Below are 23602 nucleotides of genomic sequence, written 5' to 3'. Positions count from 1 at the left end.
CGCTGAGCACCTCTGTCAGAACGTTCCTACAATTGCTTCAGCCGGGTAACAACCGAGTCGCTGGCTCGCTGCATAGGTGCCCGCAGCTCGCTGCCGATCAACCCCTCCAGCGCCAGTGCGGCCTTCACTGGCGCCGGATTGGGCTCCATGAACATCGAGTTGATCAATGGCAGCAACTGGAAAAACGTCGTCCGCGCCTCGGCCAGTTGGTTGTCCCGCACCTGCTGCCACAACGCTACAAACTCTGCCGTCCTTATATGTGCCGAGGCCGCAATCGCCCCGGTCGCGCCGAGGCACAGCGCGTTGAAAATCTGCACATCTTCCCCACACAACACATCCACCTCAGCGCTGGCCAGCAGCGCCAGGGTATTGCCCAGGTTGCCGCCGCAGTCCTTGATCGCCACGATCCGCGGGTGGGTGATGATAGTCAGCAAGGTGGCCTGCTCGAAGGTTGCGCCGGTGCGATAGGGAATGTCATACAGAATGATCGGCACGCTGGACGCATCGGCCACTGAGTGGAAGAAGGCCACCAGGCCGGCCTGGGACGGGCGGATGTAACTCGGCGCCGGCACCAGCAAACCGGCGACCGGGCGTTGCAGGATTTCACGCTGGAATTGCAGCAATTCAATCTGGTTGTTGCCCGCGAGGCCCATCACCACGCGGTGCGCCGGGACCAACTGCAACACCGCATCCAGCACCGCGAGTTGTTCCTGGCGGCTCAGCGATGCGGCTTCCCCGGTGGTGGTGCATACCATGATCCCGGCCACGTGCTTTTCCAGCAGGTGGCTGACCAGCCGGCGCAGGCCGATAAAGTCGATGGCACCGTCATGGAACGGCGTGACCACGGGGACCCAGATACCTTGAAACGATGACATGCACTTTCTCCTGATGATTGACCGCTTGAGTCACCGTCAGAAGGGCAGAGGGAATTGTGCAAGGGAGGAAGACCGTCGCGCTCAATGTCCTGTCAGCTCATCTGACGGGACAGCGCGCCCCGGTCACATGAGCGACTGTTTCTTCGATTTGAGGGCGTGCGCCACGCAACCTTGCGCCTTGGCAATTGGGCCAATGGCGGAAAGGTTAACGGAGGACATTGCGGACATTGGCTGACACACCCTGAATAAGGCCTCCATCTTCATGGAATATTGCAGAGTGTGTCAACGGCGTTTATTCGAATTTATCGATACGCGTGTCGGAGTAGTAGAACGCGTTCTTGTCCGTGCTCGACTCGTAGAAGTAAGCGTAGTCGGTCAGGTAGTACAGGTGGTTCACCCGGTTGTATTCATCATTGTCGAAGCTGCACTTAAGGGCCTTGGCCGTCCCGAGCAGGCCAGGGTTGAGCTCGCTGGCTTGCAGTTCGCGTTCAACTACGCAGCGGGTAATCTGGACTTTGGTGCGGCTGCCAATGAGGCTGTTGAGGCTGGAGCGCGTTGTTTGATAAATCACGGTGTCGCCCACCGGCAGGGATTTCCAGTTGCCGGTGAAGCTCAGCTGCGTCAGCGTCTCGCTTTCTGCCATGCCTGAGGAACTGAAGGTGCTTTTCGCCACCAGGGGGATGAGGTTGCGCCAGCTCACTGTGTGGCTTTCATAGCCTTGCCCGCGAGTGGCGATGGCCAGTTGCCCGCTTGCCGCATCTTGGCTGATGAAGTCCGCACTCTGGCTGTTGGTGGTCTCGCCCTTGAGTGTCGACGTGCCGGTCATGTGCACGTATTTGAAGGCACGGGCGGGCTTGTCCAGGTTCAACTGCGTGATTGCGGCCAGCACCTGAGGTTGTACCGAGGTCAGTGCAATGGTCACCGGCGCCTTCAGCCGTGGTTTGAACGCCGGCAGCGCGGCAATCTTCTGCGGGGTGACGCACACCTTATTGAATAACAGCACATAGTCGGCATCGCTACCGGCGATTTTCTGTGGCGTGGGGAAACTGTCGACGCGGCCATCACTGACGCGGTTGTCGGCGTCCATGTCGTAGCCAGCCAGCGCCTTGTAGGTACCGTCCGTGCAAGACACCGCAAAGTGCTCGCGTTTCTGCGCATAGGGGGCGTTGTAGGGCATATCGTTGAGCACCGCCGGTTCGTCGAAGGCGGCCCAGAAGCGTGTTTCGCCATTCACGGTCTTGATGCTGTTGGCGTCGATCAATACCTGGTTGTCATGCTCGTTGGCCTGCACCAGGCGCCAGTCTGGCTTCGGCGTTTCGGCACAGGCGCGCACGAATGTCTGGTTGGCGGCCAAGGTCGAGCGCAATTGCGGCGATAATTTGCGCGCCGCGCTGTAGCGGCCGGCACTGGCGGGGTAGACGCGTTGCGAGCCGTCCAGGTACAGCAAATGCAGTTGCGGCGATGAACAGGCTGCCTCGAATTGCATGGTGCGCCGCAGACCACTCGGGCCGTCCGGCATCAGCAGCTCGAAGCTGAGCAGGTCGCCTTCGCGCACGATGCTGTTTTCAACCAGGGGCTGGGCGAGGGTGTCGGCGAACATGCGGTCGACTTGGGTTTTCTGGTTGGCACAACCGGCCAGGGTGGCGATGCCACCGATCAGCAAAAGAGGAGTGATAAAGCGCACGAGAGCCTCGTTGAGTCCATTCGGGTTTAAGGGTGACGGCGGGGAGAGCTGAATCTGTAGCCGGATGTTACAAGGTGAAAGCCTAACGAGCCAAACGGCATCTGTACAGCGCTTGCATGGCCGCCGCCGGATATGTGCGGGTCGCAATCGTTTTACTGCGTTTGCAGCGGGGCGCTAGTCTATCCAGACATTCTGGGAGAACTTCGATGATTCGACGCGCGTGCCTGGCTGCTCTGCTGACCCTGTCTGCCTCGACCGCCTTAGGCGCCTCGAGCTACGATCATCTGTATGCCTTCGGCGACAGCTATTCCGACAATGGCGCGGGCGAAGCGCTCACCACGCGACTCGCGACGCAACAGGTCAAGGATGCCCAAGCGCTGCCAGGCCCGCTGTATTGGAAGGGACGCTGGAGCAATGGCCCGACCGCCGTCGAAGGCTTGGCCGACGCACTGAAAATACCCCTGACCGACTACGCGGTAGGGGGGGCCAAAAGTGGCCACGGCAACTACTACACGTGGATGATGCCGTCCCAGGATACGGGCGTTCTGGGCCAAGTCGCCGAGCACTTGCAGGCCGCCAAGTCGCACAAAGCCGACCCCAAGGCGCTGTATTTCATCTTCATCTCGGCCAATGACTTTTTCGAATGGGCCGATTTCTCCCATCCTGAAACCATTGAAGCACTGAGCGAATCCAGCCTGGCCAACATTCGCAGCGCTACCGAGCAATTGGTAGCGGCGGGCGCCAGGCACGTAATGGTGGTGGGCACCACAGACCTCAGCCATGTGCCCGCCGTGGTGCAGGGCAACCAGGTCGATAATGCGAAGAAATACCAGCAGTTGCTGGCGCAAAAACTCCCGGCTGCGCTGGCGCAGGTCGGCGTGGCAAAGGTCAGCTATTTCGACCACTTGGCCTTCAGCGACAAACTGCGCGCCAATCCCGCCGCCAATGGCTTCAAGGACCTGGACACACCGTGCCAAGCCACTTACCCGGAAGTGAAACCGGTGTGCACCAACCCCGATGCCCATTATTACTGGGACGAGTGGCACCCCACCCGCACAGTCCACGCGCTGGCGGCCAAGGCGATGCTTGAGGTGCTGCCTTAACCTGCGGCCACCGCCGCTTCAATCGCGGCGATGAAGGGCGGTGCCGTCGTACCAGAGGCAAAGGGTATTTTTGCGGTTCATGGTCGGTCTCCACAGAAAATCGGTGTGTGGAGTCTAGACGGCCAGTTGCTGTTCGATGGCTCCCTTGTCGATTACCGACCACACGTGGGCAAATTTACCGTCCACCACCTCATAGAACACATTCTCGTCGAAGCTCACCTTACGCCCATTGATCGGCAGCCCGAAAAACTCGCCTCGGGGGGTAACATTGAAATTCAGGCGGCTGGCAACAGTAGGCGGGTCGGCGACCAGCAATTGGATACGAAACACCAGGTCAGGTATCTCGCGAAAGTCCCGCTCCAGCATGGCGCGGTAGCCGGCGAGGCCGACTACCTTGGCGTTGTAGGTCACGTCCGGGTGCACGAAGTGATCCAGGCGGTCCCAGTCCTGGCGGTTCAAACAGTCGATATAGCCCTGGTAAAAGGCGGCGAGTTCATCTCGGCGCATACGGCGTTCTCCTCTGTTAAAAGCGCTCGTCCAGAATTGCCGGCAAGGTGATTTCCTTGACGAAGCTGGCCGACGACAGGCTTAACGCCATGCGCACCACCTGCACCACGTCGTGCACGGGGATCGAGTGGCCTTCATCACGCTGCTCGGCCTGCGCACGCGGCGTACTCAAAGGGTCTTGCGTATTCAGGTACCCCAGGTTCAGACACGTAACCGCCAAGCGCTGCTGGCGATAGCCTTCACGCAGTGCATCGGCAATCCCGCGCAAGGCAAACTTGGAGGCCCCAAAAGCCACTTCCGGACGGCCACTTTGCGGCAGGCCGGAAGTGGAGCCGGTCAGGATGATCCTGGGGTTGGGGCTTTTGAGTAGCACTGGCAACAGTCGCTTGATCAGCAGCAGGGTAGACGTGATGTTGCAGGTGACGATGGCTTCGATCTGGTCATCGTCGTCGGCCAGGAAGTTGTAGGTCGGGTCGAAGGCAAATTCTTCCCAGATGCCCAGGTTGTAGATCAGCGTGTCCAAACCACTTTCTAAGATCGTTTCTGCAATGACTTGCGCTGCCTGAGCGGGTTTGGCGAGGTTAGCCTCCATCCACTTCACCTCAACGCCAGCCTTGTGGTCCAGGTGCTCGGGACGGCTGCGGGACACGCCCAGCAACGTATCCCCAGCCTCGCCGAGCCCCTCGATCAGGGCTTTTCCCAACCCTTTGCTTGCGCCAACCACCATGGTTTTCATTACGTGTCTCCTTGACTGTATAACGTTAGTTAAGCCCTGCGCGCCATCAACAACACCGTCGCCGCCGCTGACAGCAACCCCGCGCAGCATCGATTAAACATACGCTTGCCCCGAGGCTCCGCAAACCAGCGCCGCATATGCAGGCCCATATAGGCGTAGGCACTGATGGCGATCCATTCCAGCACCAGGAACATCACGCCCAGTAGAGCGAATTGTGGAGTGATCGGCTCGCCGGGCACGACGAATTGCGGCAGGAACGCGGTGAAGATCAAGATGGCTTTCGGATTGCCCGCCGCCACTAAAAACTCCTGACGCGCCAACGCCCACAATCCCACACTAGCAGTAGTCGACTCAGCCTCTGCCTCGGGATTCGCCCGCCACAACTGATACGCCAGATAAAACAGATACGCCGCCCCCAGAATCTTGATCCCATAAAACAACAACTCCGACGTTTGCAGCACCACTGCCAAACCGGCCGATGCGAGGGCGATCATGCCGGCGAAGGCCAGCAGCCGGCCAATACCCGCCAGGCACGAGGTGCGGTAGCCGTAGCGCGTGGCGTTGCTCACAGACAGCAGGTTGTTCGGGCCGGGCGCCATGTTCAAGGCGAAGCAGGCGGGGAGGAAAAGGGCGAGGGTGGCGAGGTCCATGGCAGCTCCGGGATCGCGTGGGCGGGGAGGTGTGAGGATAAGGGGGCAGGGGGCAGTTGGACAATGCGCGCGTTGAGTCTGCGATGACGCCAACGCGCGCGGATCAACTTAGCTCTGGCTTGCCGGTGTCTCTTCGGTAGTTGAAACCTCGGCACGCAAACGTTGACCGACGCCATCCATCAGGTCAGATGGGCCTGGATCAGGTCTCGGCTGCCGAGTTGCCTTGGGCAGGGTGACGAACATAATAGTTGTCGAACTCGGTACTTTCGACAAACTGGAAGCCATGACGCGTGTAAAAGCGATTTGACTCGCTTTCTCTGAGAGCCCCTACCCGCACTGCCATTCCTGCGGCCTCCGCTTCCACGAAGATTTGACTAAGGACAACCGAACCTATGCCCGCGCCTTGTGCGCTCGGCTTGATGTACAAATGATCAAGCAGTAATCCGTCGATAAGCGGCTTGACGACGACGAAACCTACTCGCTCGCCGGAAACTTCGATGTAGCGAGTGGACTCGGAGGAAAAGCCTTCGCGAAAACGCTCTCGGGCCCGCACGGGATCGAAGCGACCAATGCGCACAAGGCTTTCACGCATGGCTTCAATCCGAATAGCCACAAGTGTTTCGAAATCACTGGGTTGAGTTCCAACAAGAGTAACTAAAGGGATATCCGTAGTTGCGGGCTGAAATTGCATCCCGAGTGCTCCCGTTTCCATTCAGTAGAATCAGCTCTCACAGAAAGCTTGTTTGAAAAGTCCCAACGGTGGATGGGGCAATGTGGGTTAACGGATTCCGAGTGTTCAGCTACGGCGACATGCGCGACACCGCCTGCACGACATCCTCTGCCATCTGTTCAGCACTGCTCATCCCGTCAACCCGTAAGACCGGGGCCGTCTGCCGGGATAACCACGCCTCGTGCCACGCTCGGTTGCGTCCTGAAAAGTTCGGGTCATCATACTGCGAAGCCCATTCCCGAAAGGCCTCATGTATCTGATGCATGTCACCACCTGGCGCTATCCGGCCGCCAAAGTGCTCTTTCTCACGTGCCGCCAGCCGTTCAAGGCGAACGGGTGTTGGTGTGACAACGAAGACAATCAGCTCCGCATCAGCGATCAGCGCATCGCCCCAGCCCATGCATGAACCGCTCAACACCCAATCGCCGTCACCGAGTGCTTGCTGCATCAATGACACGCGATCAGCGGGAGGCCGCTTGGTTGTGTAAGGAGGGTCTGTGGGCATCCAGTAATAATCATCGACATCGACCTGCCTTACATCAAGCCGCGTGGCGAGGTTCTGACCCAAAGTCGTCACGCCCGCACACGACGCACCTGTGATGTAAATCCGCATTTTTTCCTCCATGAATACACGCTGGTTTCGAGGTCAGTGAGCTACCCGATAAGCAGGCCGACTATTCCGTCCTGCTCTGGCATTTCAAGGCAAAGGCGCTGGATTGACGGTGTACCAACCCGACGGTGTCTTGGCACACACCTGCGGTCTCAGCGGTGTTTCAACGGTGGTATTGCCCTGCGCCGAGAGTTGGCGCACGGCAATCACGCAACCGGCCTTGAACGTGCTGATTTTCAGCATCTGAAGTTCCATTTCATAGTCCTTACCAGGCTCGGGGATGAGCGTGACGGGCGCGGGAAAGCAGGACATTTGTGAGCCGCCCATGGCGAACCCGGCAATGAAGGGTTTACCCGCCGGGATGACATGCTCGTCAAATACCTTGGGCGATTGGTTGATGGCTTTGCTCGCCTTGCTGGCGGGCATGCCAATCACGCTGTTCTGGCTGTCGGTCGCTCTGAAAGGGTAAAGGCCCGCCGAGTCGACATGCGCTTTTTGCCATCCGGCTTCTTCAGGCGTTTTGGTCAGCAGGGACTCGTTGTAAAACTTCTCGCAGGTCTGGCCACTGAGGAAGCCCGCGTTGGTGGTGTCACCCGTGATCAGGCGGACGCGGGCTGAGTTGGCCGGGTCATATTGGCTGATTTGTGCTTCGTTGCGGACGTCGGTTTTGGTGGTGGCGCAGCCGATCAGGGTCAAGCTGACGGCCAGAGGAAAGAGTAAACGCATGGGTAACCTTCATTCCTGTGATGGTTGGTGGCCGCAACCATACTATGAAGGGTGCTTATTCGCCCACCTGACATGTGCTGCTGAGCGGACGTTCGCCTTTGCCTGCTTCAAGCTGAACCCGCCGGCCGTTCACCCAAACGCTCGACCAACCTTACAAGATAGCCATCGGGATCCTGGACGATGAATTCGCGCTGGCCGACTTCTACGTTGTTCGCCCGATACCAGGTGTCTTTGCATGCTCGAAAGAGTGGAAATCCAGCCTGACCCAGTTTCTGGATGATGGGGGCCACAGCCACAACGTCAATCTGCAGGTTGATGCCTCTTCCAAACGGCTTACTCAACGGAGCAGTCAGCCATTGGCCTGCATCTGGGTCGGCCTGCTCAAGCATGACTTGCGCACCGTTCAGGTCGAGGTAAGCGAACCCGTCTTCTGGGCGTTGGTAAACCACTTCAAATCCCAGGCAGGACACCCAAAAGGCCAGGCTGCTTTCCAGGTCCATGACCATTAGCTCTGGAACCAGTTTGCTGCGTTCGAACATCAGGTGACTTCCCTTTCATTAGGCTTATTCAGCGGTGACGCTTGTAAATCACAAGCGCGTTGGAGGGTGCGATTACCAACGTCCGGCCCGTGTACGAAAACCCATACGCTCTCAACTCGGACTCAATGGCCAGCTCGTGGAATATAGAGGGCTTATTGTATTGGGCACCCTACAGCCCCAGGCATAAGCGAAGGCTAGCGGGTGCCCCCTAATAGCGCACACCCTTACTGACGACTTCCCCCGTCGCCGCATCCTCCAGCCATATCTTCAGGCGATTGAGCCCAATGTACTGGGAGCGGGCGATTATCTTTTGGCCGGGCTTCCCCTCAAACGCCAACTCCGTAAACATGAAGTGGCGGGGCAGGTGGTACTCCAACTGGATCTTGTACGCGCCGGGAGTCAGTACGGCGCGCTGAGGGGAGTCATTCCGGTAGTAGTAAGTGGAGAACGGAATGTCCCCCACTTTTTTGTCGTTAATCCGGATGATGTTCAGGTCCGCTTGGCCGTCAAGGAGGCTACGTTGAGGCCTGCCCGCATAGGTGTCGGTTTCGACGACGGTGTAGAGAGACTCGTCGTTGATATCGCCGGACTCGACGTTCGAGTACGCGGGCATTTCGGCACAACCGTGCAGGCCCAGAAGCAGGAGCAAAAACGGTAGGGTAAGTTTGCGCATTGACAACACCTGGGCTAATCAAGAAATGGGGCATCTGCGAGGGGACTGCGCAGGTTTACGGTTGAACACTCCACACTGCCAGTTCGTAACCATCAGGGTCGGTGAAATGGAACCTGCTTCCACCGGGGAACGAAAATGTCGCGCGGGTAATTACAGCGCCCAGGGCTTTGAGCCGCTGCTGCGCGGCATCGAGGTCGTCGGTGTACAAAATGATTAAAGGACCACCTGGTCGAACCGGCTCACCCGTGGTGAAGCCACCGGTAAGGCGGCCATCGCTGAACTCAGTGTAGGTAGGGCCGTAGTCGACGAATGTCCAGCCAAACGCGCTGGCGTAGAACGCTTTGCTGCGGGCAATGTCGCCCACATTGAACTCGATGTTGTCGATTTGCCGATCTTGACCGCGAACACTCATGCTTGCCTCCATGGCTGATGTTTAAGGCAGCGAGTGTAACGTACTCGTACACCTTCATGAATCTTGCTTGAGTAGTTACTCAGGGCGAAACCGGGGTCGCCAAATGTGCCTATGATGCTTCGAAACCGCGCCATTATCGGCTTGAGATAAGGGAGGAAACACAGTGCTGAAGATTGGAATCCTGGGTGTGGGTGAGCTGACGGAGAAGCTTGTGATCGGGCTGCGCCGTGGCGGGTTTGCCGGGCGGGTGCTGCTTTCTCCGCGAAACCACGAACGTGCACAGCAACTCAGCCGTCAGTGCGCGTGTGAGGTGATGGCCGACAATCAACAGGTCGTTGATGAGTCAGACCTGTTATTCCTCGGTGTGCGCCCGGAGGTGGTCGAGCAGCTGTCCAATGAAATACAGCTCAAACCCCAGCAAACGCTGGTGTCGTTGGTGGCCGGTTTGAAGCACAGCGAGTTGCAACGCTGCTTCCCACAGGCGCGCCCCGTGCGCGCAATGCTGTCCTATGCGGCCCAGATCAACCAGTCCATGGTGGTGATCACGCCAGGCTGTGAGCCTTATGAGACGCTACTGGGCACGCTGGGTTCGTTGATAGTGCTCGACGAAGCGGCGTTCGAACTGGCCACCGTGGCGGCTTGCATGAATGGTTGGTTCTACTTCTTCCTGAGCGATTTGCAGCAATGGTTTACCGATAAGGGCTTGTCGAAAGAGCAGGCTGCGCAGCTTGTGATGGGCAACATGCAAGACTGCCTGGCCAGCGCCCGGCACCAGCCGCAGGCCAGCCTGCAAGCGTTGGGTAGCGCCATTGCGACGCCAGGGACGTTTACGGCGGCGGGGTTGGAGGTACTCAGGGATAACGGCGCAATACAGGCGTGGCGCGAGACGTTTGATCAGGTGCTTAAGCGGCTACAGAAAGGCTGACGACATTATTACGAGGGGGGATGAAGCAGCCTTTTGACACGGTATCGTGCCCGCGTCTCTTCATCCCCGCTCAAATTACCCTTCGATGGCTGGCACTGGTGTGTTGAGCAACTGCTGTTCCCACAGATACGCAATGCCGCTGCCGGCGGCATGCTGCTGGAGCACCTCTGTCAGTGCGACGCATATTTCCGTCCACAGGCCAGCGATGACTAGTTGCTTGCGGCCGGTGGCTTTTACCGCATCCACGACTACCGGGTCTTCCCAAGTGTTGATGAACGTCCGGTCAATGACCTCTTGGCCGGGAAACACATCGGTGATTTGCGGGAAGATGAAACCTCCACGTTCAGCGATCATAGCGTGCGGTGGTTAGCTGTGTCGCAAAATGGGGAGCACTGATTTGGATATTGAAGAGCTTCAGACCTTCGTAGAGGTTGCCGATGCGGGGGGCGTTTAGGCTTGGCGTGTCCAAGTCAATCGTCAGCCGCAGGTTGGCTCGGCTGGAAGCAGAACTTGGCGTGCAGTTGCTGGCTCGGTCTACTCGCGGTGCGGCGCTCACAGAGGCCGGCGCCACATTTCGCACCCGTGCTGGCGGAAATGGCCCGACGACACCCGCAGCTGCATATCCAGACCGGCTACAGCGATCGCTTTGTTGATCTCATCACAGAGGGTTACGACTGTGCGATACGGGTCGGCTACCTTCAGGATTCCGACCTGATCGCAAGATGCATCGGTCCGATCAACGACAAGCTGGTTGCGAGTCCGGGTTATATCAAGGCTCACGGTTCACCTAAGAAGCCGCAGGAGCTCATCGCCCATCAAGCCCTGATGCGTGGCCAGCGGTGCACTTGTGCCGATCATGACGGGGTATCCACCACCCCCGGCGGGTGCCTACATGGTCCGCCCGGCAGGCCAGCATCCCGCACAGAAGATTCGGGGCCTCACCGAACTGTTGATCGAGTATTTCGGCACGTCACCGCATTTTGCGGGGGGCGCGGCGGTATGAAAACGATTGAGCCAGGGGTTGTTTATATCCGGTGGTATTCCAGCAAAAAATCCACGAACACACGTATCCGCGCTGGCATGGTTGTACCGCCAACAAACACCGCGTGAATCGGCTCCCTATCGCCAGGGTTCCAGGACTGCAGCAGGGGGACCAGATCACCGCGTTGCACGTCCTCTACAACAGTGAACTCGCCGATGCGCGCGATACCGGCACCTAATCGAGCCAGTTGAGCAAGCGCTTCGCCACTACTGCATTCGATATTGCCGCTTATCTTCAGTGAAAACTCGCTGCCGTTACGGGCGAAGGGCCAGTCGGGCTGCGCACGGTGGAAGTTGAAGCGCAGGCAATTGTGCCGCAGCAGGTCGCCTGGTTCTTGAGGGGTGCCGTGGTGCCGCAGGTACTCAGGTGACGCTACCAGTACCTGGCCGGTGTCTCCGATTCGGCGCGCGGTAAGAGGGCTGTCTGGCAGGTGGCCAAAGCGTATCGCTACGTCAGCTTGGCCGCCGAGGATGTCAACAACTTCGTCGCCCAAGGTCAGGTCAACGACAATGTTCGGGTAGCGGGCGCTGAATGCGGCCACTAAGGGCACGATGGCCATGCGACCGTGGCCCAGGGCAGCACTGACGCGCAGTCTGCCTTTGGGTACGCCTTGATCGGCGATGGCTTCCTCGACTTCGGCCATGTCGGCCAGGATGCGTCGGGCGCCACGAAGATACACCTCGCCCTCGGCAGTGAAGGTTATCGCTCGGGTCGTGCGAATCAGCAGGCGGGTGGCGAGGCGATGCTCCGTGCGGGCGATAACTCTGCTGACTGCCGAGGGAGTCAGGCGTAGCGCCCGGGCCGCAGCCGACAGGCTTCCTTCCTGCGCCACCATCACGAATACAGCCATCTCACCTGACCTGCCGTTGAAGTCCATTTTTGCCTCGCACGCAAAGGTGATTGCCAATTTAGCGGTCTAGTGCCCTAAAAGCGTAGATCGTAACATTTGGCGCATGAATGAGGAGACTTCCATGCGTATCAATCCCCCCCTTGTAGCACTCGCCGTAGGTGCGTTCGGTATCGGCGTCACCGAATTCGCACCCATGGGCATGTTGCCCAACATCGCTCAGGACCTTGGTGTTTCGATTCCCGCCGCTGGCCTTTTGGTCAGTGCCTATGCCCTGGGGGTGCTGCTCGGCGCGCCACTGATGACCTTGACCACGGGCAAGATTCCCCGGCGCTCTCTGTTGATCGGACTCATGGCTATTTTCACGCTGGGTAACGTGATGTCGGCCCTGGCAACCGGCTATTACGACCTGCTGTTCGCCCGTGTCGTAACCTCACTCAACCACGGCGCGTTCTTTGGCGTCGGTTCCATTGTGGCCGCCAGTGTGGTGGCGCCGGACAAGCGCGCCGGGGCGGTCGCCGCCATGTTCACGGGCTTGACCCTGGCGACCATCGGCGGTGTACCGCTGGCGACCTGGTTTGGCGAACTGCTCGGCTGGCGCACGGCGTTTTGGGGTATCTCCGGACTGGGCGTGGTGACGATGGCGGCGTTGTGGTTCGCCCTGCCTAACCTGCCGCTTGCGAAAAGCGAGGGTGTGCTGGCCGAAATCAAGGTGTTGGGGCGTGGGCCGGTACTGGCAGCGCTGGCGCTGACTGTCGTCGGTTCGTCCGCGATGTTCACCGTGTTTACTTACATCGTGCCGATCTTAAGCAGCGAAACCCATGCGTCCACTGCCTTTATTACCGGCATGCTTGTGTTGTTCGGCGTCGGTTTGACCCTCGGCAATATGTGGGGCGGTAAGTCGGCAGACCGTTCGATCGACCGCACTCTGATCGTGTCACTGAGCGTACTGATTCTTGTACTGCTGGCATTCACAATACTGATGCGTTGGCCGGTACCGGCTGCCATGAGCATCCTCATATGGGGTATCGCCAGCTTCGCCGTCGTACCGCCGTTGCAAATGCGCGTGATGGAAGCTGCCAAAGGCGCGCCGAATCTGGCGTCGGCAGTCAACATCGGCGCGTTCAACCTCGGCAACGCGATTGGGGCAGCAGTCGGTGGGGCGGTGATCAACGCAGGGTTAGGGTATCCAGCGATATCCCTGGCTGGAGCAGCGATGGCAGGTCTCGGGCTGCTGATGGTGCTGACTTTCGCCTGGGGCTCCAGAGCCCCCGTCGCTGCGGTGGTCTAGGAAATCGGGTATCGTTAGCCGCCTCAGCTGCCAGCCTGCTCTAGACGCTGCGCACGATTAATTGTTCAGGGAAGACTGGAATGACGCTCAGGGTGATGGTGATCGGTGGCTACGGTAACTTCGGCAGCATTGTCTGCCGGCATTTGGCCGTAGCCCCGGGCATTGAGCTGGTGCTCTCGGGCCGTGATCCCCATAAGTTGCAGCGCAAACTTGATGAGTTGAACGCACAGTCGGGCAATGTGTGCGAAGGCTGGTGCGGCGATGCCATGGGGGCCGGATTCGCTGGCGTCCTGCAGTCTCGGAACATCGGGTTGGTGGTTCACACCGGTGGCCCGTTTCAGGGGCAGTCCTATGCCGTCGCCCTGAGTTGCATCGAGGCGGGCGTGAACTACTGCGACCTGTCTGACTGCCGCACGTTCGTCAATGGCGTGGGCGTGCTGGATGCACAGGCCAAGCAGGCGGGCGTCGCCATTCTCACGGGGTGCAGTTCGGTGCCGACGCTCTCGTCGGCGATCATCGATCAGTACCGGTATCGCTTCACGCGCATCGACTCGATCGAGCATGGCATTTCCTCTTCGGCCAAGATGCCGGGCTTGTCGACGGTCGAAGGTGTGCTCGCCTATGCGGGCAAACCGATCAAGCAGCTCAGGAACGGCCAGGTGCATGAAGTGTTGGGCTGGCAAGACCTGACGCTGCGCAAGCTGCCACAGCTAGGCACACGGGTGCTGGCTAATGTGGACGTGCCCGACATGGATATTTTCGCCGGCCGCTATGGCGCCCATACCTTGAGCTTCAAGGCGGGCGCGGGACTCAAACTGGGAGGCGTCGCCAACTACTTGCTGGCCCAGGCGCTGCGGGTGGGAATTGTGCGTGATCATGTCACCTGGGCCGCACGGCTGCATCGGCTGGGGACCTGGTTCGAACGCTTGGGTGATGGCAAAAGTGCAATGTACATCGATGTGCGGGGCCTGGGTGCCGACGGCCAACCGTTGTCACTGGCTGTGCAACTGACGGCCTTGAACGACAAAGGCCCGGAAATCCCTAGCTGCGCCGCCGTTGCGCTGGCTATCAAGCTCGCCCAGGGCTACGTACCCGAACCCGGCGCGCGGCCGTGCGTCGGTGAGATAAGCGTCGACGAATACATGGCGGCCATCAACGATCCGGCGAACCTGAGCCTGGCCGTGCTTTTTTCTGACGGATATTCCAAGCCACTGCACACAGCGCCAACCCGGCCACGTTAAGTGACACAGGGTTAAACGCCTCCCTTAGCAGCGCCGGGCTGACTACCGCCACATCCACCAGCAACCCAATCAGTGCCGTCGCCGCCACCGCGATCGGCCAGGGATTGCGTGGTGAAAGCACGATCCATAACGCCAGCGCAATCTCGCCAACCCCCGCCAGCGTGGCGAATAACTGCACCTGCTCGATCCCGTGCGCCTGAATCATCGTCCGCTCGCCGTCGCTTAGCCACAACAGCTTCGGCACCAGCCCATGATAGGCGAACATAAACGCCAGGCCGCCTCGGGCGATCCAGTTGATGCGCACCAGGGCGTTCATAACGGGCCCTTCAAAAAACGCTGCTCATGATCGGGATCCGGTAACAGGCAGGTGGTGTACTTGCCGAAGAGCCGATAGCGATTGCGTGCGATGCGATCGTAAGCCCAATCCCGAAGCCCCCGCGGGATGCCGCGCAACAGCAGAAAGGGACGCCACGCGGCAGGCAGTTGCGCGATGATTTCGAACACCGCGTCCGAACGCACCCAATAGTGGTGGTCGCGAATCACCGCCAGGGTGTCGAACTGATCCAGTGGCAGCCCCGCCCAAGCCAGCAACGCCTGCCCCTCGGGGGATTGCACTGCCGCCAATCGAATACGGCGTGGGTGGTCATGGCGAATCAGGAACCTGGCCCAACCGTTGCACAGCTTGCACACGCCGTCGAACAACACGACGGTTTCGCCAGGGTTGAGCAAAGGTGCTGGAGAAGGGCGGGTTTGGGATGCGGGCATGAGTGAGGGTCCAATCGGGCGGGCTTAGGCTGGATCTTACCCGTGTTCAGCGCGAATCGTGGTGGTTGGGCTTCGGTTGTCGCTATGGGCGCAATTTTAGCCCCGATTAAGATCAAATGTGGGAGCTGTCGAGCCCCGGCGAGGCTGCGAAGGCGGCATTGCCGACCTCTTTATCGCCTGATACTCCACTTAGCAGCCCCGCACCGGTGTTAGGGAACCTAACGCGAAAGCAAAGGCGCTGCTTCCTTCTCCTCCGAACCCACATCATGCAACGAAACCCTCGACGTCTCCGGCAACGCCAACCCGCCCGCCAACGCCAACAACGCCACCGCAATCAGATAAAACGCCGGTGACAGATTGCTCCCCGTAGTGCTGATCAACCACGTCGCCATCAGCGGTGCGGTTCCGCCGAAGATCGTATAAGCCATGTTGTAAGTGATCGCCGAGGCGGTGTACCGCGTGCGCGTCGGAAAAGTCTCCGACAGTAACGCCGCCGTGACCACGCCACACAATACTGCACCCACCGCGAGCATCATCACCCCGACAATAGACGCCGCAAACGAACCCGAACTGGCCATCAGGAACGACGGAAACACCACCACGATCAGCAATGCACACGCCGTCATCACCGTGATCCGACGCCCCACTCGATCTGAATACAACCCCGCCAGCGGGCAGATTGCCGCCGCGAAGATCAACGCAATCAGCGACACCAGCAACGCCGCCGCCCGACTCAGCCCACCCGCCACTTGCAGGTACGTCGCGAAGTAGGTGGTGAACATATAAAACGACAGCGCCGTCAGCGACACAAAAGCGCCCAGGCAGCAGATCGCCGCACCATGGTTGCGCAAGGTTTCCTTGAGCGGGGAGTGAGCGACTGCGTGCTCCTGCTTAACGGCCTGGAAGGCAGGCGTCTCATCCAGTTTCCAACGCAGGTAAAGCCCCACCAGGCCCAGCGGTGCGGCGATCAGGAACGGCAGGCGCCAGCCCCAACTGCCCATCGCCTCGGCGGATAACGAGGCTTCAAGGGCGTAAGCCACCACGGCTGCGGCGGCGAAGGCGGAAAACGTCGACACCGGCACGAAGCTGCCGTACCAGGCGCGCTTGTCACTGGGCGCGTGCTCCATCAGGTAGGCACAGGCTCCGGCGTATTCGCCCCCGGCTGAGAAACCTTGGGCGCAGCGGATCAGCGACAAAAGAATCGGCGCCGCGACGCCGATGGCCGCGTACGTGGGGAGCAGGCCGATCAAGGTGGTGGCGCCGGCCATCAGCAGGATCGTCATGGCCAGCGTGCGTTTGCGGCCGATCCGGTCACCGAGCATGCCGAAGAAAATCCCGCCCAAGGGTCGGAAGGCGAAGGCAACGGCGAATACGGCGAAGGTTTTCAGCAGCGCGGCGCTGGCGTCGCCGCTGGGGAAAAATTGTTGGGCGATGGTGGTGGCGAGGAAGCCGTAGACGGCGAAGTCAAACCACTCGACGAAGTTACCGATGCCGGCGGCGATGATGACCTTTCGCAGGGTTTGGGGGCTGACCTGTTCGGTGGACGGGCTCGTCATGGGGGAGGGCCTCGGAATGATCGGGGATGATCGATTATCGGGGGAGGCGGTTGGGCCGCGGGGCCCAAAAGAGTCGTCCGCGTAGTCAGTAGCGACTCTATGGGCTTGTTAAGGCAGGAATTGGGCCAGGTGAAGCGAGGGGCTATCGATGGGCGGGGCTAGATGATTGTGGCTCGGGCGCAGGCCGAGGCGACTTGCGATAAGTCAGCAGCACAATCCCGGTCACCACGATGACACCGCCGGCCAACTGCCCGGCGCTGAGCATTTGATCGAGCACGATCCAGCCCATCAGCAGCGTCGCCAGCGGCTCGATGTTCATCACCGGTGCATTGCGCGGCATATCCAGGCGGGGGACGGAAATGAACAGCACGATAAAACCGGTGCCGTAGAGCACGACCAACGTCGCGAGCGCCAGCCAACCAGTACCCGTTGCCGGTAAGTTCAGGCCGCCTGGAAGGGCACCACTCACGCCGGCGAGGTTGACGCTGCTGAACACGATAAAGATCGTCAGCAGGCTGCGCACGGAACCACGTACCTGGGACAACTTGTGATCGGTGATCCACAGCGCGCAGGCGAATACAAACGCGGCGCAGAAGGCGAGGGTTATGCCGAGTAGCCAGTGCGGGCCGATGTCTGTATTGCTGGAGAGGCGGCCTGGTACGTCGAGCACAAACACCAGCCCCACCAGAATCAAGCCCATCAGCAAGGCGGTGCGCGCAGTGGGGCGTGGGCCGCCAAATGCCCAGGTGAGCAGCGCCAGCAAAATAGGGAAAACATTGCCCACCAACAGCGCCACCGCTACCGGTACACGGGCTACGGCGGAATACAGGCACAGGCTTTGGGCGGCAATGAGTAAGCCCAGCACTACTTGCCAGCGCCACGCACCGGGCGGCAGACGCAGGCTTTGACGTTGCCACAGCACTAATGCGGCCAGCACCAATAAAGTGCCGCCTGAGCGCAGCAGAATGGCCAGCAGCACCCCGGCACCATCATCGAAGGCTACGCGAGCGGCGATGTGGTTGCCGGCGAACGCGCAGCCCATGCAGAGCAGAATCAACACGGCGATGGGACGGGAGAATAGGGCGGATGTCGTTTGAGCGGGGGCAGGGGCAGTCATGGGGGAACTCGTGCAGTGGACGCCATCGTCGGGGATGGCTATTTATTTTTAGGTTGTCGTACAACTACGTGTTGGGATTTGTAGCCTGTTTGAGGCGAAGGGGCAAGGTCGTTCAGGCAGTTCACGCGCCGGGTGGGCGTAAACACACCTTTGTACGTGGAGTGGTTTAGGACCGACTGGCAGGTGTTGCAGGAGGAGCATCCCAGATGCTGGGCACAGACGGAGGTCTGACGCTCTATAACTGCGGTCGATCCCAGACGGTCCTATAAGCGCTCATCGGTCTCAAGGATCTGGCTAATCAGGTTACACACAATCGGCAGCTTCTCATGGCGGCGAAACAAAGCCCCCACCTCTGAAAAAATGGGAGGCCCAGCGATCCCCCTAAAAACCACGTTTGGCAGTTGGATAGTTTGAATCAGAACACTGGGAATTACCGCTATACCCACGCCCAGTGCCACTTGTGTCAGCACTTCGACCAGGCTTCCGGGAACCGAACCAATGTATGGATCGAATCTTCCGCGCTTGGCCACTTCACGCAACCCTAACGCTTGTTCAGGGAGCACAAACAACTCGCTCGCAAGCGCGCTCGGACGAATGTCATCCTCTGTCGTTGCCAAGATATGGTCAGCTGGCAACGCAAGGCAGAAGCGGTCTCGCGCCAAAATACGGCTGGAGATTGCATCAGGTAGATGCACGGGCATTCGTACAAAGGCTACATCAATCCGCCCATCCTCAAGACGTGCCGTGAGCTGCTCGGTAGGGAGTTCCTTGGTGTTCACCATGACGTCTGGCCACTGATTGCGAAAGCGCTGGACTTGGTCTTGGAGTACCCCGAAAAAGGCGGCTGAACCAACGTAGCCGATTTCCACTCGGCCAACCTGGCCTCGGCCTGCACGTTGGCCCACGTTAATAGCTCTTTCAAATTGTTCAAGGGTAGAGCGGGCTTCTGTCAGAAACGCTTCCCCAGCCGGCGTCAAAGCGACAGACCGCTTTGTTCTGTTAAAAAGCCTGGCTTCTAACGAGCTCTCTACTTCCTGGATTTGCGCAGTGAGCGTTGGGGCAGAAACGCCCAGTTGCTCAGCTGATCGTGAAAAATGCAGATTTTCCGCAACTGTGACGAAGGAGCGAAGATGGCGAATATCCACGTGACTTGACCCCTGTATTCAATTTTTCTGAATTATATGGCTAATAGGCTTTATTGTTCTGAATTGTCTCCCTTGTTTCAATCATTGGACTCACTTTCCTAGGAGTTCATCATGTTTCGTCTCCCCCACATCGCAATCGCTGCTGGCCTCGCTGGATCCCTCGCACTTGTTTCCTTGCCAGCAGCAGCATTGGAGTTGCCCAGCCAGCCAGTTCTGACGCTTGCCGCCGCTCAACAGATCCTCTCAGCGGCGCAAACGAAGGCACAAACGGCTGGGTGGCCGTGCGTGATCTCCGTTGTCGATAGTGCTGGCCTGCCCATTCTCCTCGCTCGCATGGACAACGCCGCTGTCCCAGCGGGTGTTGAACTGGCTCCCGGCAAAGCGCGCACAGCTGCTCTGTTCCGACGTCCCAGCGGCGCGCTGGAAGACGCCATCAACGGCACCCGGCCTGCCGCTATCACCGCACAAGGCTTTGTGCTGATGCGGGGTGGTTTCCCGATCATCGTCAACGGACACACCGTTGGGGCGGTAGGGGTATCTGCGGACACACCCCAGCACGATGAAGAGATCGCTCAAGCCGGGCTCGGGGCATTTAAATAAACGCCCTTTTCAAAAAGTGCAGTGACTGCTGCCGTTATTAAAAGAGACTGTCATTCCATGAGAAAAGAAGCCGCCATACTGGCTGTCGCGTCGGCGGGCTGTGCCATGACCGTTCTAGATACGAACGTCGTGGGCATCGTTTTGCCAACCATTGCCAAGGATCTTCAGGCATCGTTTGCAGAGGTCGAGTGGGTCATAAGCACCTATGTGCTCTGCTTCGCTGCCCTCTTGCTTCCAGCAGGCTCCATCGCTGACCGTTACGGCCGACGACGCGTCTTTTTGTTCGGAATAGCGCTCTTTGCAGCCTCTTCTCTGGCCTGTGGTTTGGCGCCTTCAGCGCCAGGCCTTTATCTGGCGCGAGCGGTACAGGGCGTCGGATCTGCTTTCCTGCTTGCTCCTGCCCTAGCCATCATCGGACACACTTTTCACGATGAAAAAGCGCGCAGCCACGCATGGGCGATATGGGGCGGCATCATGGGACTCACAATGGTTGTCTCGCCGCTCATTGGTGGGGTGATCAGCAGTTCACTGGGATGGCGCTGGGCTTTCTATATCAACATTCCAGTCTGCCTATTGCTGGCGGCAGCGGTCGTGACGCTGGTGGATGAATCTCGTGACCCCGTTCCGAGAACGCTGGACATCCCGGGAATTGCGCTGTTCGCGCTAGGGATGTTCAGTGCCACATGGGCGCTCATCGCCGGTCCCAGTCATGGATGGTCGAGTATCCCTGTCCTCGTGAGCATGATCGGGGGCCTGCTGTTTTTCGCAGTCTTTGTCTGGGTCGAAAAGCGTCGTACTCACCCAATGCTTGATCTCGAATTGTTTACAGCCAGACCCTTCGTTGGCGCCGTACTCGCGATGCTGGCCTATGCCTCGTCTGCTCAAGTCATGGCATCGCTGTTACCGCTCTTTCTACAAAATGGCCGTGGCAACGGCGTACTCCAAGCGGGTATCGCCATGCTTCCATTTGCCATTGCGATGCTGATTTTTCCACAAGTAGGCAGGCGGCTTTCACCTTACCTTGAAAGCGCGGGCATCCTGGCACTGGGCCTCTTAATCGTTGCACTTGGTAACCTGATTCTGATGTTTGCCGCCGTTCAGCAGGGAGAACTGTTGCTGATTTGCGGCATGGCAATTCTGGGAACAGGCGGTGGATTGCTGAATGGCGAAACCCAGAAGGCCATCATGGGCACAGTGTCTCGGAGTCGCGCCGGAATGGCATCCGGCATCAGCACTACCTCCAGATTCACCGGCATATTGCTGGGTTTCGCCGGACTGGGAGCGGTACTCGCCAGTGGCGTGAAATCGGCGGTAGAAAGCAGGCTGATAGACGCGGGAGTGTCTGCTAAACCCGGATTTTCCGAGTACGTCATGGCAGGCGACTTCGAGCGTGCTATCGCACTGTATCCCCACGACTTAACCGAAACGCTGAAGGGGCTCGCTCAGCAGAGTTACAGCCAGGGATTCGCGGGCGCCTTTGTGATTGCCGCTCTGTTCTCGCTGCTCGCATCCGCTGGGGTGTATGTGCTGATGCGTAGCAAAAAAGCCATAGCCCTGCAAAACGTGAGTAAAAATACATGTCGATAAATGACCTGGAAGTTGCACACCCGATTGAGACCGGCGCAATCATTTTTGACCTTGACGGTACTCTTGTCGACTCTGCGGGCGACATGACCGCGCAACTGAACACCATTCTGATCGAGCGGAATCTTGAGCCAATTCTGGTCGCAACCACTTCATTATTCCTCGGTGACGGAATGCGTTCTTTTGCCAAGCGGGCGTTCTGCTTGCGGGGAGTGGATGATTTGGAAGAAGCGATCGATACCTTCACCTCGCGCTACGAACATACTGACCACCGGATGACAAAACCCTATGAAGGGGTAATTGAAACCCTCAGCGCGTTGCGAGACGCGGGATGGAAACTATCGGTTTGTACGAATAAAAACGAAATGATCGCCATCGATATTCTCAAGCAAACCGACCTGTTGAGATTTATGGATGTGGTTTGTGGTGGGGATACCGTGGCCTTCAAGAAGCCTGACCCTAGACACCTAAGTGCAGTGGTAGCGCGGGCCGATTATGAAAAGCTTCCCAAGATCATGATCGGAGACAACTGGAACGATTTTGAAGCCGCCCGTGCGTACGGAATTCCGTTTGCTTTTGCCAGTTGGGGCTACGGAACTCTGCCCGACGATTGCAACGCCGCTAACCTCACAAAATTCAGTGACATTCTCGACATCGTTGGCTTGCCTGTGCATTGAACATCGTATGCTAAAAGCAGTGTCCTTTGCAGGCAGCGCAGGCCTCATCACTGATGAAACCGCCTCCCCAACGCATCCAACCTCACCGCAATCGGCGGTAACCGTTCACTGCTCCTCGCCAACATCTCCACATCATCCGCTGTGCTCTGCGCAATGCTTTGCACCGACTGCAACCGCCCGACAATCTCCAGGTTCGCCGACGTCTGTTCGCGGGTGGTGGTCACGATCCGCCCATTCAGGTCGTCGATGTGCGCGATGTCATTGCCTACCGCGCGCAGCATATCGACCGCCACCTGGCTGTCTTCCACGCAACGTTCGACGCCCTGGCGGCTGTCGTGCATGGCTTCTACGGCTTGGCGGCTGCCGTGTTGCAGGCTTTCGATGATGGTTTTGATTTCTTGGGTGGACACCGCCGTGCGCTGCGCCAGGCTGCGGACTTCGTCGGCGACCACCGCGAAGCCACGGCCTTGCTCGCCGGCGCGGGCGGCTTCGATGGCGGCGTTGAGGGCGAGAAGGTTGGTTTGGTTGGCGATGCTGCTGATGACTTCCAGTACGGTGCCGATGTGTTCGGCTTGTGTGGCCAGGCCTTGCACGGTCTCGTGCGTGCCGTTGAGGCGTGAGGCCAATTGGGTGATTTCCTGCTGGGCGCGGCTCACGCTTTCCTGGCCGCGCAGGACTTGTTGACTGGCTTTGCCTGCGTGATCCACGGCATGTTCGACGTGTACGGCGATGTGGCCCATGGCGTCTTCCATGCGCTGCATCGAGCCGGTCATCTGGGTGATTTCTGCCAACTGATGCCGCGCGCCTTTTTCCAGGGTGCCGCTGGCGTCTGCCAGTTCCTGGCCGAGTTGGCCGAGGCCGTGGGAGTCACGGGCGACGCCGTCGATCAGGTGGGTGATCTGTTGCAGGAAGTGGTCGAAACGCTTGGCCAGGGAAACGCGCATTGTGCCTTTGTCAGCGCTGTCGGCCTCAACGGTGAGCTGAGAAGTGACCGCGAGCATTTTCTCGAGCATTTCCTGACTCTCGACTGCTTCGGCCTGGCTGTGCACGGCCAGGTAGAGCAGGGCAACGGTTTCCATCACCACGTAGAAGGCGTGAACGAACACCATGGTCCAGCCGCCGTGGTGTTCCATCACGAATACCGGGAAACCTTGATGTTGCAGCGCATGGAACACCACGTGGTGCACGGCAATTGTCGCCGCTGCGATCAGGATCGGCAGCCAGTCGCGATAAAACGTCAGGACCGCCAGCAGCGCGAAGATCCCGAAGTGCGCTTCGATCACCCCCTGCGCCTGGTTGATGTGCAATGCCGCCATCACCATCAGGCCCGCGCCTAATGCGCAGCGCATCACGCGGGTTCCGCCAAGGGCTCGATAAAGCGCAGTGAGCACCACGCCGGTGCCGCCGCCCACGATCACGGCCTGCATCAATGTGTCGTGCCAGAACGCCAGGCCCAGCGAAAACAAAAACATCAGCCAGATCAACGCCAGCATGATGCGGTCGGCTTTACGGTAGTGCTCGAAAAAACGCGCGGGGGTGGGCATTCACACTGACTCCATGGGGTCTG

General features: G+C 59.1%; 26 protein-coding genes and 1 pseudogene. 8 read left to right on the top strand and 19 right to left on the bottom strand.

All coding sequences use genetic code 11. The features are described 5' to 3' along the window. Positions 1–26 precede the first annotated feature (26 nt). Positions 27–875, bottom strand: coding sequence for a 4-hydroxy-tetrahydrodipicolinate synthase (gene dapA, locus BFP95_RS05355; protein ID WP_065909470.1), 849 nt, complete (start codon positions 873–875; stop codon positions 27–29). Positions 876–1167: 292 nt separating this feature from the next. Continuing rightward, positions 1168–2559 carry a hypothetical protein gene (locus tag BFP95_RS05345; RefSeq protein WP_065880609.1) on the bottom strand — a complete coding sequence of 464 codons (1392 nt, stop codon included), beginning with the start codon at positions 2557–2559 and terminating at the stop codon, positions 1168–1170. Positions 2560–2765: 206 nt separating this feature from the next. Here BFP95_RS05345 and BFP95_RS05340 point away from each other — a divergent pair, with 206 nt between their 5' ends. Beyond that, a complete protein-coding gene (locus BFP95_RS05340; protein WP_065872922.1) occupies positions 2766–3662 on the top strand; it encodes an SGNH/GDSL hydrolase family protein in 897 nt (298 codons plus the stop codon). A gap of 114 nt (positions 3663–3776) precedes the next feature. On the opposite strand, the gene BFP95_RS05335 is transcribed toward BFP95_RS05340, so the two are convergent. The 9 genes from BFP95_RS05335 to BFP95_RS05295 all read right to left on the bottom strand — a co-directional run bounded on the left by BFP95_RS05335 (position 3777) and on the right by BFP95_RS05295 (position 9245). Beyond that, positions 3777–4169: an ester cyclase gene (locus BFP95_RS05335; RefSeq protein ID WP_065872923.1), complete on the bottom strand. Its 393-nt coding sequence runs from the start codon at positions 4167–4169 to the stop codon at positions 3777–3779. 16 nt (positions 4170–4185) lie between these two features. After that, on the bottom strand, positions 4186–4905 hold the full coding sequence (locus BFP95_RS05330; RefSeq protein WP_065909467.1) for an SDR family NAD(P)-dependent oxidoreductase: 720 nt from the start codon (positions 4903–4905) through the stop codon (positions 4186–4188). A 29-nt stretch (positions 4906–4934) separates the two neighbouring features. Next, a complete protein-coding gene (locus BFP95_RS05325) occupies positions 4935–5555 on the bottom strand; it encodes a LysE family translocator (protein ID WP_065872925.1) in 621 nt (206 codons plus the stop codon). Between the two features lie 199 nt (positions 5556–5754). Next, positions 5755–6246, bottom strand: coding sequence for a GNAT family N-acetyltransferase (locus BFP95_RS05320; RefSeq protein ID WP_065890913.1), 492 nt, complete (start codon positions 6244–6246; stop codon positions 5755–5757). A 109-nt stretch (positions 6247–6355) separates the two neighbouring features. Continuing rightward, on the bottom strand, positions 6356–6898 hold the full coding sequence (locus BFP95_RS05315) for an ATP-binding protein (protein WP_065880607.1): 543 nt from the start codon (positions 6896–6898) through the stop codon (positions 6356–6358). A gap of 84 nt (positions 6899–6982) precedes the next feature. Then, positions 6983–7591 carry a hypothetical protein gene (locus BFP95_RS05310; protein ID WP_225930631.1) on the bottom strand — a complete coding sequence of 203 codons (609 nt, stop codon included), beginning with the start codon at positions 7589–7591 and terminating at the stop codon, positions 6983–6985. A 137-nt stretch (positions 7592–7728) separates the two neighbouring features. Then, a complete protein-coding gene (locus BFP95_RS05305) occupies positions 7729–8160 on the bottom strand; it encodes a bleomycin resistance protein (RefSeq protein ID WP_065880605.1) in 432 nt (143 codons plus the stop codon). Positions 8161–8368: 208 nt separating this feature from the next. Next, entirely contained in the window at positions 8369–8833 is a 465-nt protein-coding gene (locus tag BFP95_RS05300; protein WP_065872930.1) for a hypothetical protein, read from the bottom strand. A gap of 55 nt (positions 8834–8888) precedes the next feature. Beyond that, positions 8889–9245 carry a VOC family protein gene (locus tag BFP95_RS05295; RefSeq protein WP_065872931.1) on the bottom strand — a complete coding sequence of 119 codons (357 nt, stop codon included), beginning with the start codon at positions 9243–9245 and terminating at the stop codon, positions 8889–8891. Positions 9246–9408: 163 nt separating this feature from the next. Here BFP95_RS05295 and BFP95_RS05290 point away from each other — a divergent pair, with 163 nt between their 5' ends. Continuing rightward, positions 9409–10170 (top strand): pyrroline-5-carboxylate reductase family protein, encoded by a 762-nt coding sequence (locus tag BFP95_RS05290; protein WP_065909464.1) that lies wholly within the window; start codon positions 9409–9411, stop codon positions 10168–10170. 75 nt (positions 10171–10245) lie between these two features. On the opposite strand, the gene BFP95_RS05285 is transcribed toward BFP95_RS05290, so the two are convergent. Next, complete coding sequence (locus BFP95_RS05285) at positions 10246–10524, bottom strand: isochorismatase family protein (RefSeq protein WP_065872933.1); 279 nt, start codon at positions 10522–10524, stop codon at positions 10246–10248. A gap of 43 nt (positions 10525–10567) precedes the next feature. On the opposite strand from BFP95_RS05285, the pseudogene BFP95_RS28770 reads away from it, so the two are divergent. Next, positions 10568–11173 (top strand): annotated as a pseudogene (locus BFP95_RS28770) (LysR family transcriptional regulator). 22 nt (positions 11174–11195) lie between these two features. Here the strand turns inward: BFP95_RS28770 and BFP95_RS05280 are convergent. Further along, positions 11196–12089, bottom strand: coding sequence for a LysR family transcriptional regulator (locus BFP95_RS05280; protein ID WP_083224199.1), 894 nt, complete (start codon positions 12087–12089; stop codon positions 11196–11198). A 94-nt stretch (positions 12090–12183) separates the two neighbouring features. On the opposite strand from BFP95_RS05280, the gene BFP95_RS05275 reads away from it, so the two are divergent. After that, a complete protein-coding gene (locus tag BFP95_RS05275) occupies positions 12184–13350 on the top strand; it encodes an MFS transporter (RefSeq protein WP_065909460.1) in 1167 nt (388 codons plus the stop codon). Positions 13351–13430: 80 nt separating this feature from the next. Beyond that, positions 13431–14591: a saccharopine dehydrogenase family protein gene (locus tag BFP95_RS05270; RefSeq protein ID WP_065872936.1), complete on the top strand. Its 1161-nt coding sequence runs from the start codon at positions 13431–13433 to the stop codon at positions 14589–14591. Here BFP95_RS05270 and BFP95_RS05265 read toward each other — a convergent pair. The 5 genes from BFP95_RS05265 to BFP95_RS05245 all read right to left on the bottom strand — a co-directional run bounded on the left by BFP95_RS05265 (position 14503) and on the right by BFP95_RS05245 (position 19174). Beyond that, positions 14503–14907: a DoxX-like family protein gene (locus BFP95_RS05265; protein ID WP_065880600.1), complete on the bottom strand. Its 405-nt coding sequence runs from the start codon at positions 14905–14907 to the stop codon at positions 14503–14505. The two genes, BFP95_RS05270 and BFP95_RS05265, sit on opposite strands and share 89 nt — an antisense overlap. Further along, complete coding sequence (locus BFP95_RS05260) at positions 14904–15356, bottom strand: thiol-disulfide oxidoreductase DCC family protein (protein ID WP_065872937.1); 453 nt, start codon at positions 15354–15356, stop codon at positions 14904–14906. Before BFP95_RS05260 ends, BFP95_RS05265 begins: the two co-directional genes overlap by 4 nt. A gap of 218 nt (positions 15357–15574) precedes the next feature. Then, positions 15575–16912: an MFS transporter gene (locus BFP95_RS05255; RefSeq protein WP_065872938.1), complete on the bottom strand. Its 1338-nt coding sequence runs from the start codon at positions 16910–16912 to the stop codon at positions 15575–15577. A 142-nt stretch (positions 16913–17054) separates the two neighbouring features. Next, positions 17055–18029 carry an EamA family transporter gene (locus tag BFP95_RS05250; protein ID WP_065872939.1) on the bottom strand — a complete coding sequence of 325 codons (975 nt, stop codon included), beginning with the start codon at positions 18027–18029 and terminating at the stop codon, positions 17055–17057. Positions 18030–18292: 263 nt separating this feature from the next. Beyond that, entirely contained in the window at positions 18293–19174 is an 882-nt protein-coding gene (locus tag BFP95_RS05245) for a LysR family transcriptional regulator (protein ID WP_065872940.1), read from the bottom strand. A gap of 111 nt (positions 19175–19285) precedes the next feature. Between BFP95_RS05245 and BFP95_RS05240 the strand changes: the two genes are divergently transcribed. Genes BFP95_RS05240 through BFP95_RS05230 form a run of 3 tightly spaced genes read left to right on the top strand, consistent with a single transcriptional unit; the run spans position 19286 to position 22035 of the window. After that, the gene (locus BFP95_RS05240) at positions 19286–19774 is read left to right on the top strand and encodes a GlcG/HbpS family heme-binding protein (RefSeq protein WP_065872941.1); all 489 of its coding nucleotides are present in this window, start codon (positions 19286–19288) and stop codon (positions 19772–19774) included. A 57-nt stretch (positions 19775–19831) separates the two neighbouring features. Beyond that, positions 19832–21361, top strand: coding sequence for an MFS transporter (locus BFP95_RS05235; protein ID WP_065872942.1), 1530 nt, complete (start codon positions 19832–19834; stop codon positions 21359–21361). After that, on the top strand, positions 21352–22035 hold the full coding sequence (locus BFP95_RS05230) for an HAD hydrolase-like protein (RefSeq protein WP_065872943.1): 684 nt from the start codon (positions 21352–21354) through the stop codon (positions 22033–22035). The genes BFP95_RS05235 and BFP95_RS05230 overlap by 10 nt, the downstream gene beginning before the upstream one ends. 47 nt (positions 22036–22082) lie before the next feature. Here the strand turns inward: BFP95_RS05230 and BFP95_RS30200 are convergent, their stop codons facing one another. Further along, the gene (locus tag BFP95_RS30200) at positions 22083–23579 is read right to left on the bottom strand and encodes a methyl-accepting chemotaxis protein (protein ID WP_065872944.1); all 1497 of its coding nucleotides are present in this window, start codon (positions 23577–23579) and stop codon (positions 22083–22085) included. Positions 23580–23602 lie beyond the last annotated feature (23 nt).

The organism is Pseudomonas sp. 58 R 12 (genome assembly GCF_900005865.1).
GTDB classification, from domain to species: Bacteria; Pseudomonadota; Gammaproteobacteria; order Pseudomonadales; family Pseudomonadaceae; genus Aquipseudomonas; species Aquipseudomonas tritici.
Note: the sequence above shows the minus strand (reverse complement) of the source record. Positions and strands in the feature narration are given on the sequence as shown.

What these genes read in the sequence shown, in the direction of transcription:
- BFP95_RS05250 (WP_065872939.1), bottom strand. Translation starts at nt 18,029, where the DNA reads ATGACTGCCCCTGCCCCCGCTCAAACGACATCCGCCCTATTCTCCCGT.
- BFP95_RS05320 (WP_065890913.1), bottom strand. Translation starts at nt 6,246, where the DNA reads ATGCAATTTCAGCCCGCAACTACGGATATCCCTTTAGTTACTCTTGTT.
- BFP95_RS05265 (WP_065880600.1), bottom strand. Translation starts at nt 14,907, where the DNA reads ATGAACGCCCTGGTGCGCATCAACTGGATCGCCCGAGGCGGCCTGGCG.
- BFP95_RS05295 (WP_065872931.1), bottom strand. Translation starts at nt 9,245, where the DNA reads ATGAGTGTTCGCGGTCAAGATCGGCAAATCGACAACATCGAGTTCAAT.
- BFP95_RS05285 (WP_065872933.1), bottom strand. Translation starts at nt 10,524, where the DNA reads ATGATCGCTGAACGTGGAGGTTTCATCTTCCCGCAAATCACCGATGTG.
- BFP95_RS05340 (WP_065872922.1), top strand. Translation starts at nt 2,766, where the DNA reads ATGATTCGACGCGCGTGCCTGGCTGCTCTGCTGACCCTGTCTGCCTCG.
- BFP95_RS30200 (WP_065872944.1), bottom strand. Translation starts at nt 23,579, where the DNA reads ATGCCCACCCCCGCGCGTTTTTTCGAGCACTACCGTAAAGCCGACCGC.
- BFP95_RS05330 (WP_065909467.1), bottom strand. Translation starts at nt 4,905, where the DNA reads ATGAAAACCATGGTGGTTGGCGCAAGCAAAGGGTTGGGAAAAGCCCTG.
- dapA (WP_065909470.1), bottom strand. Translation starts at nt 875, where the DNA reads ATGTCATCGTTTCAAGGTATCTGGGTCCCCGTGGTCACGCCGTTCCAT.
- BFP95_RS05260 (WP_065872937.1), bottom strand. Translation starts at nt 15,356, where the DNA reads ATGCCCGCATCCCAAACCCGCCCTTCTCCAGCACCTTTGCTCAACCCT.
- BFP95_RS05305 (WP_065880605.1), bottom strand. Translation starts at nt 8,160, where the DNA reads ATGTTCGAACGCAGCAAACTGGTTCCAGAGCTAATGGTCATGGACCTG.
- BFP95_RS05315 (WP_065880607.1), bottom strand. Translation starts at nt 6,898, where the DNA reads ATGCGGATTTACATCACAGGTGCGTCGTGTGCGGGCGTGACGACTTTG.
- BFP95_RS05240 (WP_065872941.1), top strand. Translation starts at nt 19,286, where the DNA reads ATGTTTCGTCTCCCCCACATCGCAATCGCTGCTGGCCTCGCTGGATCC.
- BFP95_RS05335 (WP_065872923.1), bottom strand. Translation starts at nt 4,169, where the DNA reads ATGCGCCGAGATGAACTCGCCGCCTTTTACCAGGGCTATATCGACTGT.
- BFP95_RS05300 (WP_065872930.1), bottom strand. Translation starts at nt 8,833, where the DNA reads ATGCGCAAACTTACCCTACCGTTTTTGCTCCTGCTTCTGGGCCTGCAC.
- BFP95_RS05235 (WP_065872942.1), top strand. Translation starts at nt 19,832, where the DNA reads ATGAGAAAAGAAGCCGCCATACTGGCTGTCGCGTCGGCGGGCTGTGCC.
- BFP95_RS05280 (WP_083224199.1), bottom strand. Translation starts at nt 12,089, where the DNA reads ATGGACTTCAACGGCAGGTCAGGTGAGATGGCTGTATTCGTGATGGTG.
- BFP95_RS05270 (WP_065872936.1), top strand. Translation starts at nt 13,431, where the DNA reads ATGACGCTCAGGGTGATGGTGATCGGTGGCTACGGTAACTTCGGCAGC.
- BFP95_RS05325 (WP_065872925.1), bottom strand. Translation starts at nt 5,555, where the DNA reads ATGGACCTCGCCACCCTCGCCCTTTTCCTCCCCGCCTGCTTCGCCTTG.
- BFP95_RS05275 (WP_065909460.1), top strand. Translation starts at nt 12,184, where the DNA reads ATGCGTATCAATCCCCCCCTTGTAGCACTCGCCGTAGGTGCGTTCGGT.
- BFP95_RS05255 (WP_065872938.1), bottom strand. Translation starts at nt 16,912, where the DNA reads ATGACGAGCCCGTCCACCGAACAGGTCAGCCCCCAAACCCTGCGAAAG.
- BFP95_RS05230 (WP_065872943.1), top strand. Translation starts at nt 21,352, where the DNA reads ATGTCGATAAATGACCTGGAAGTTGCACACCCGATTGAGACCGGCGCA.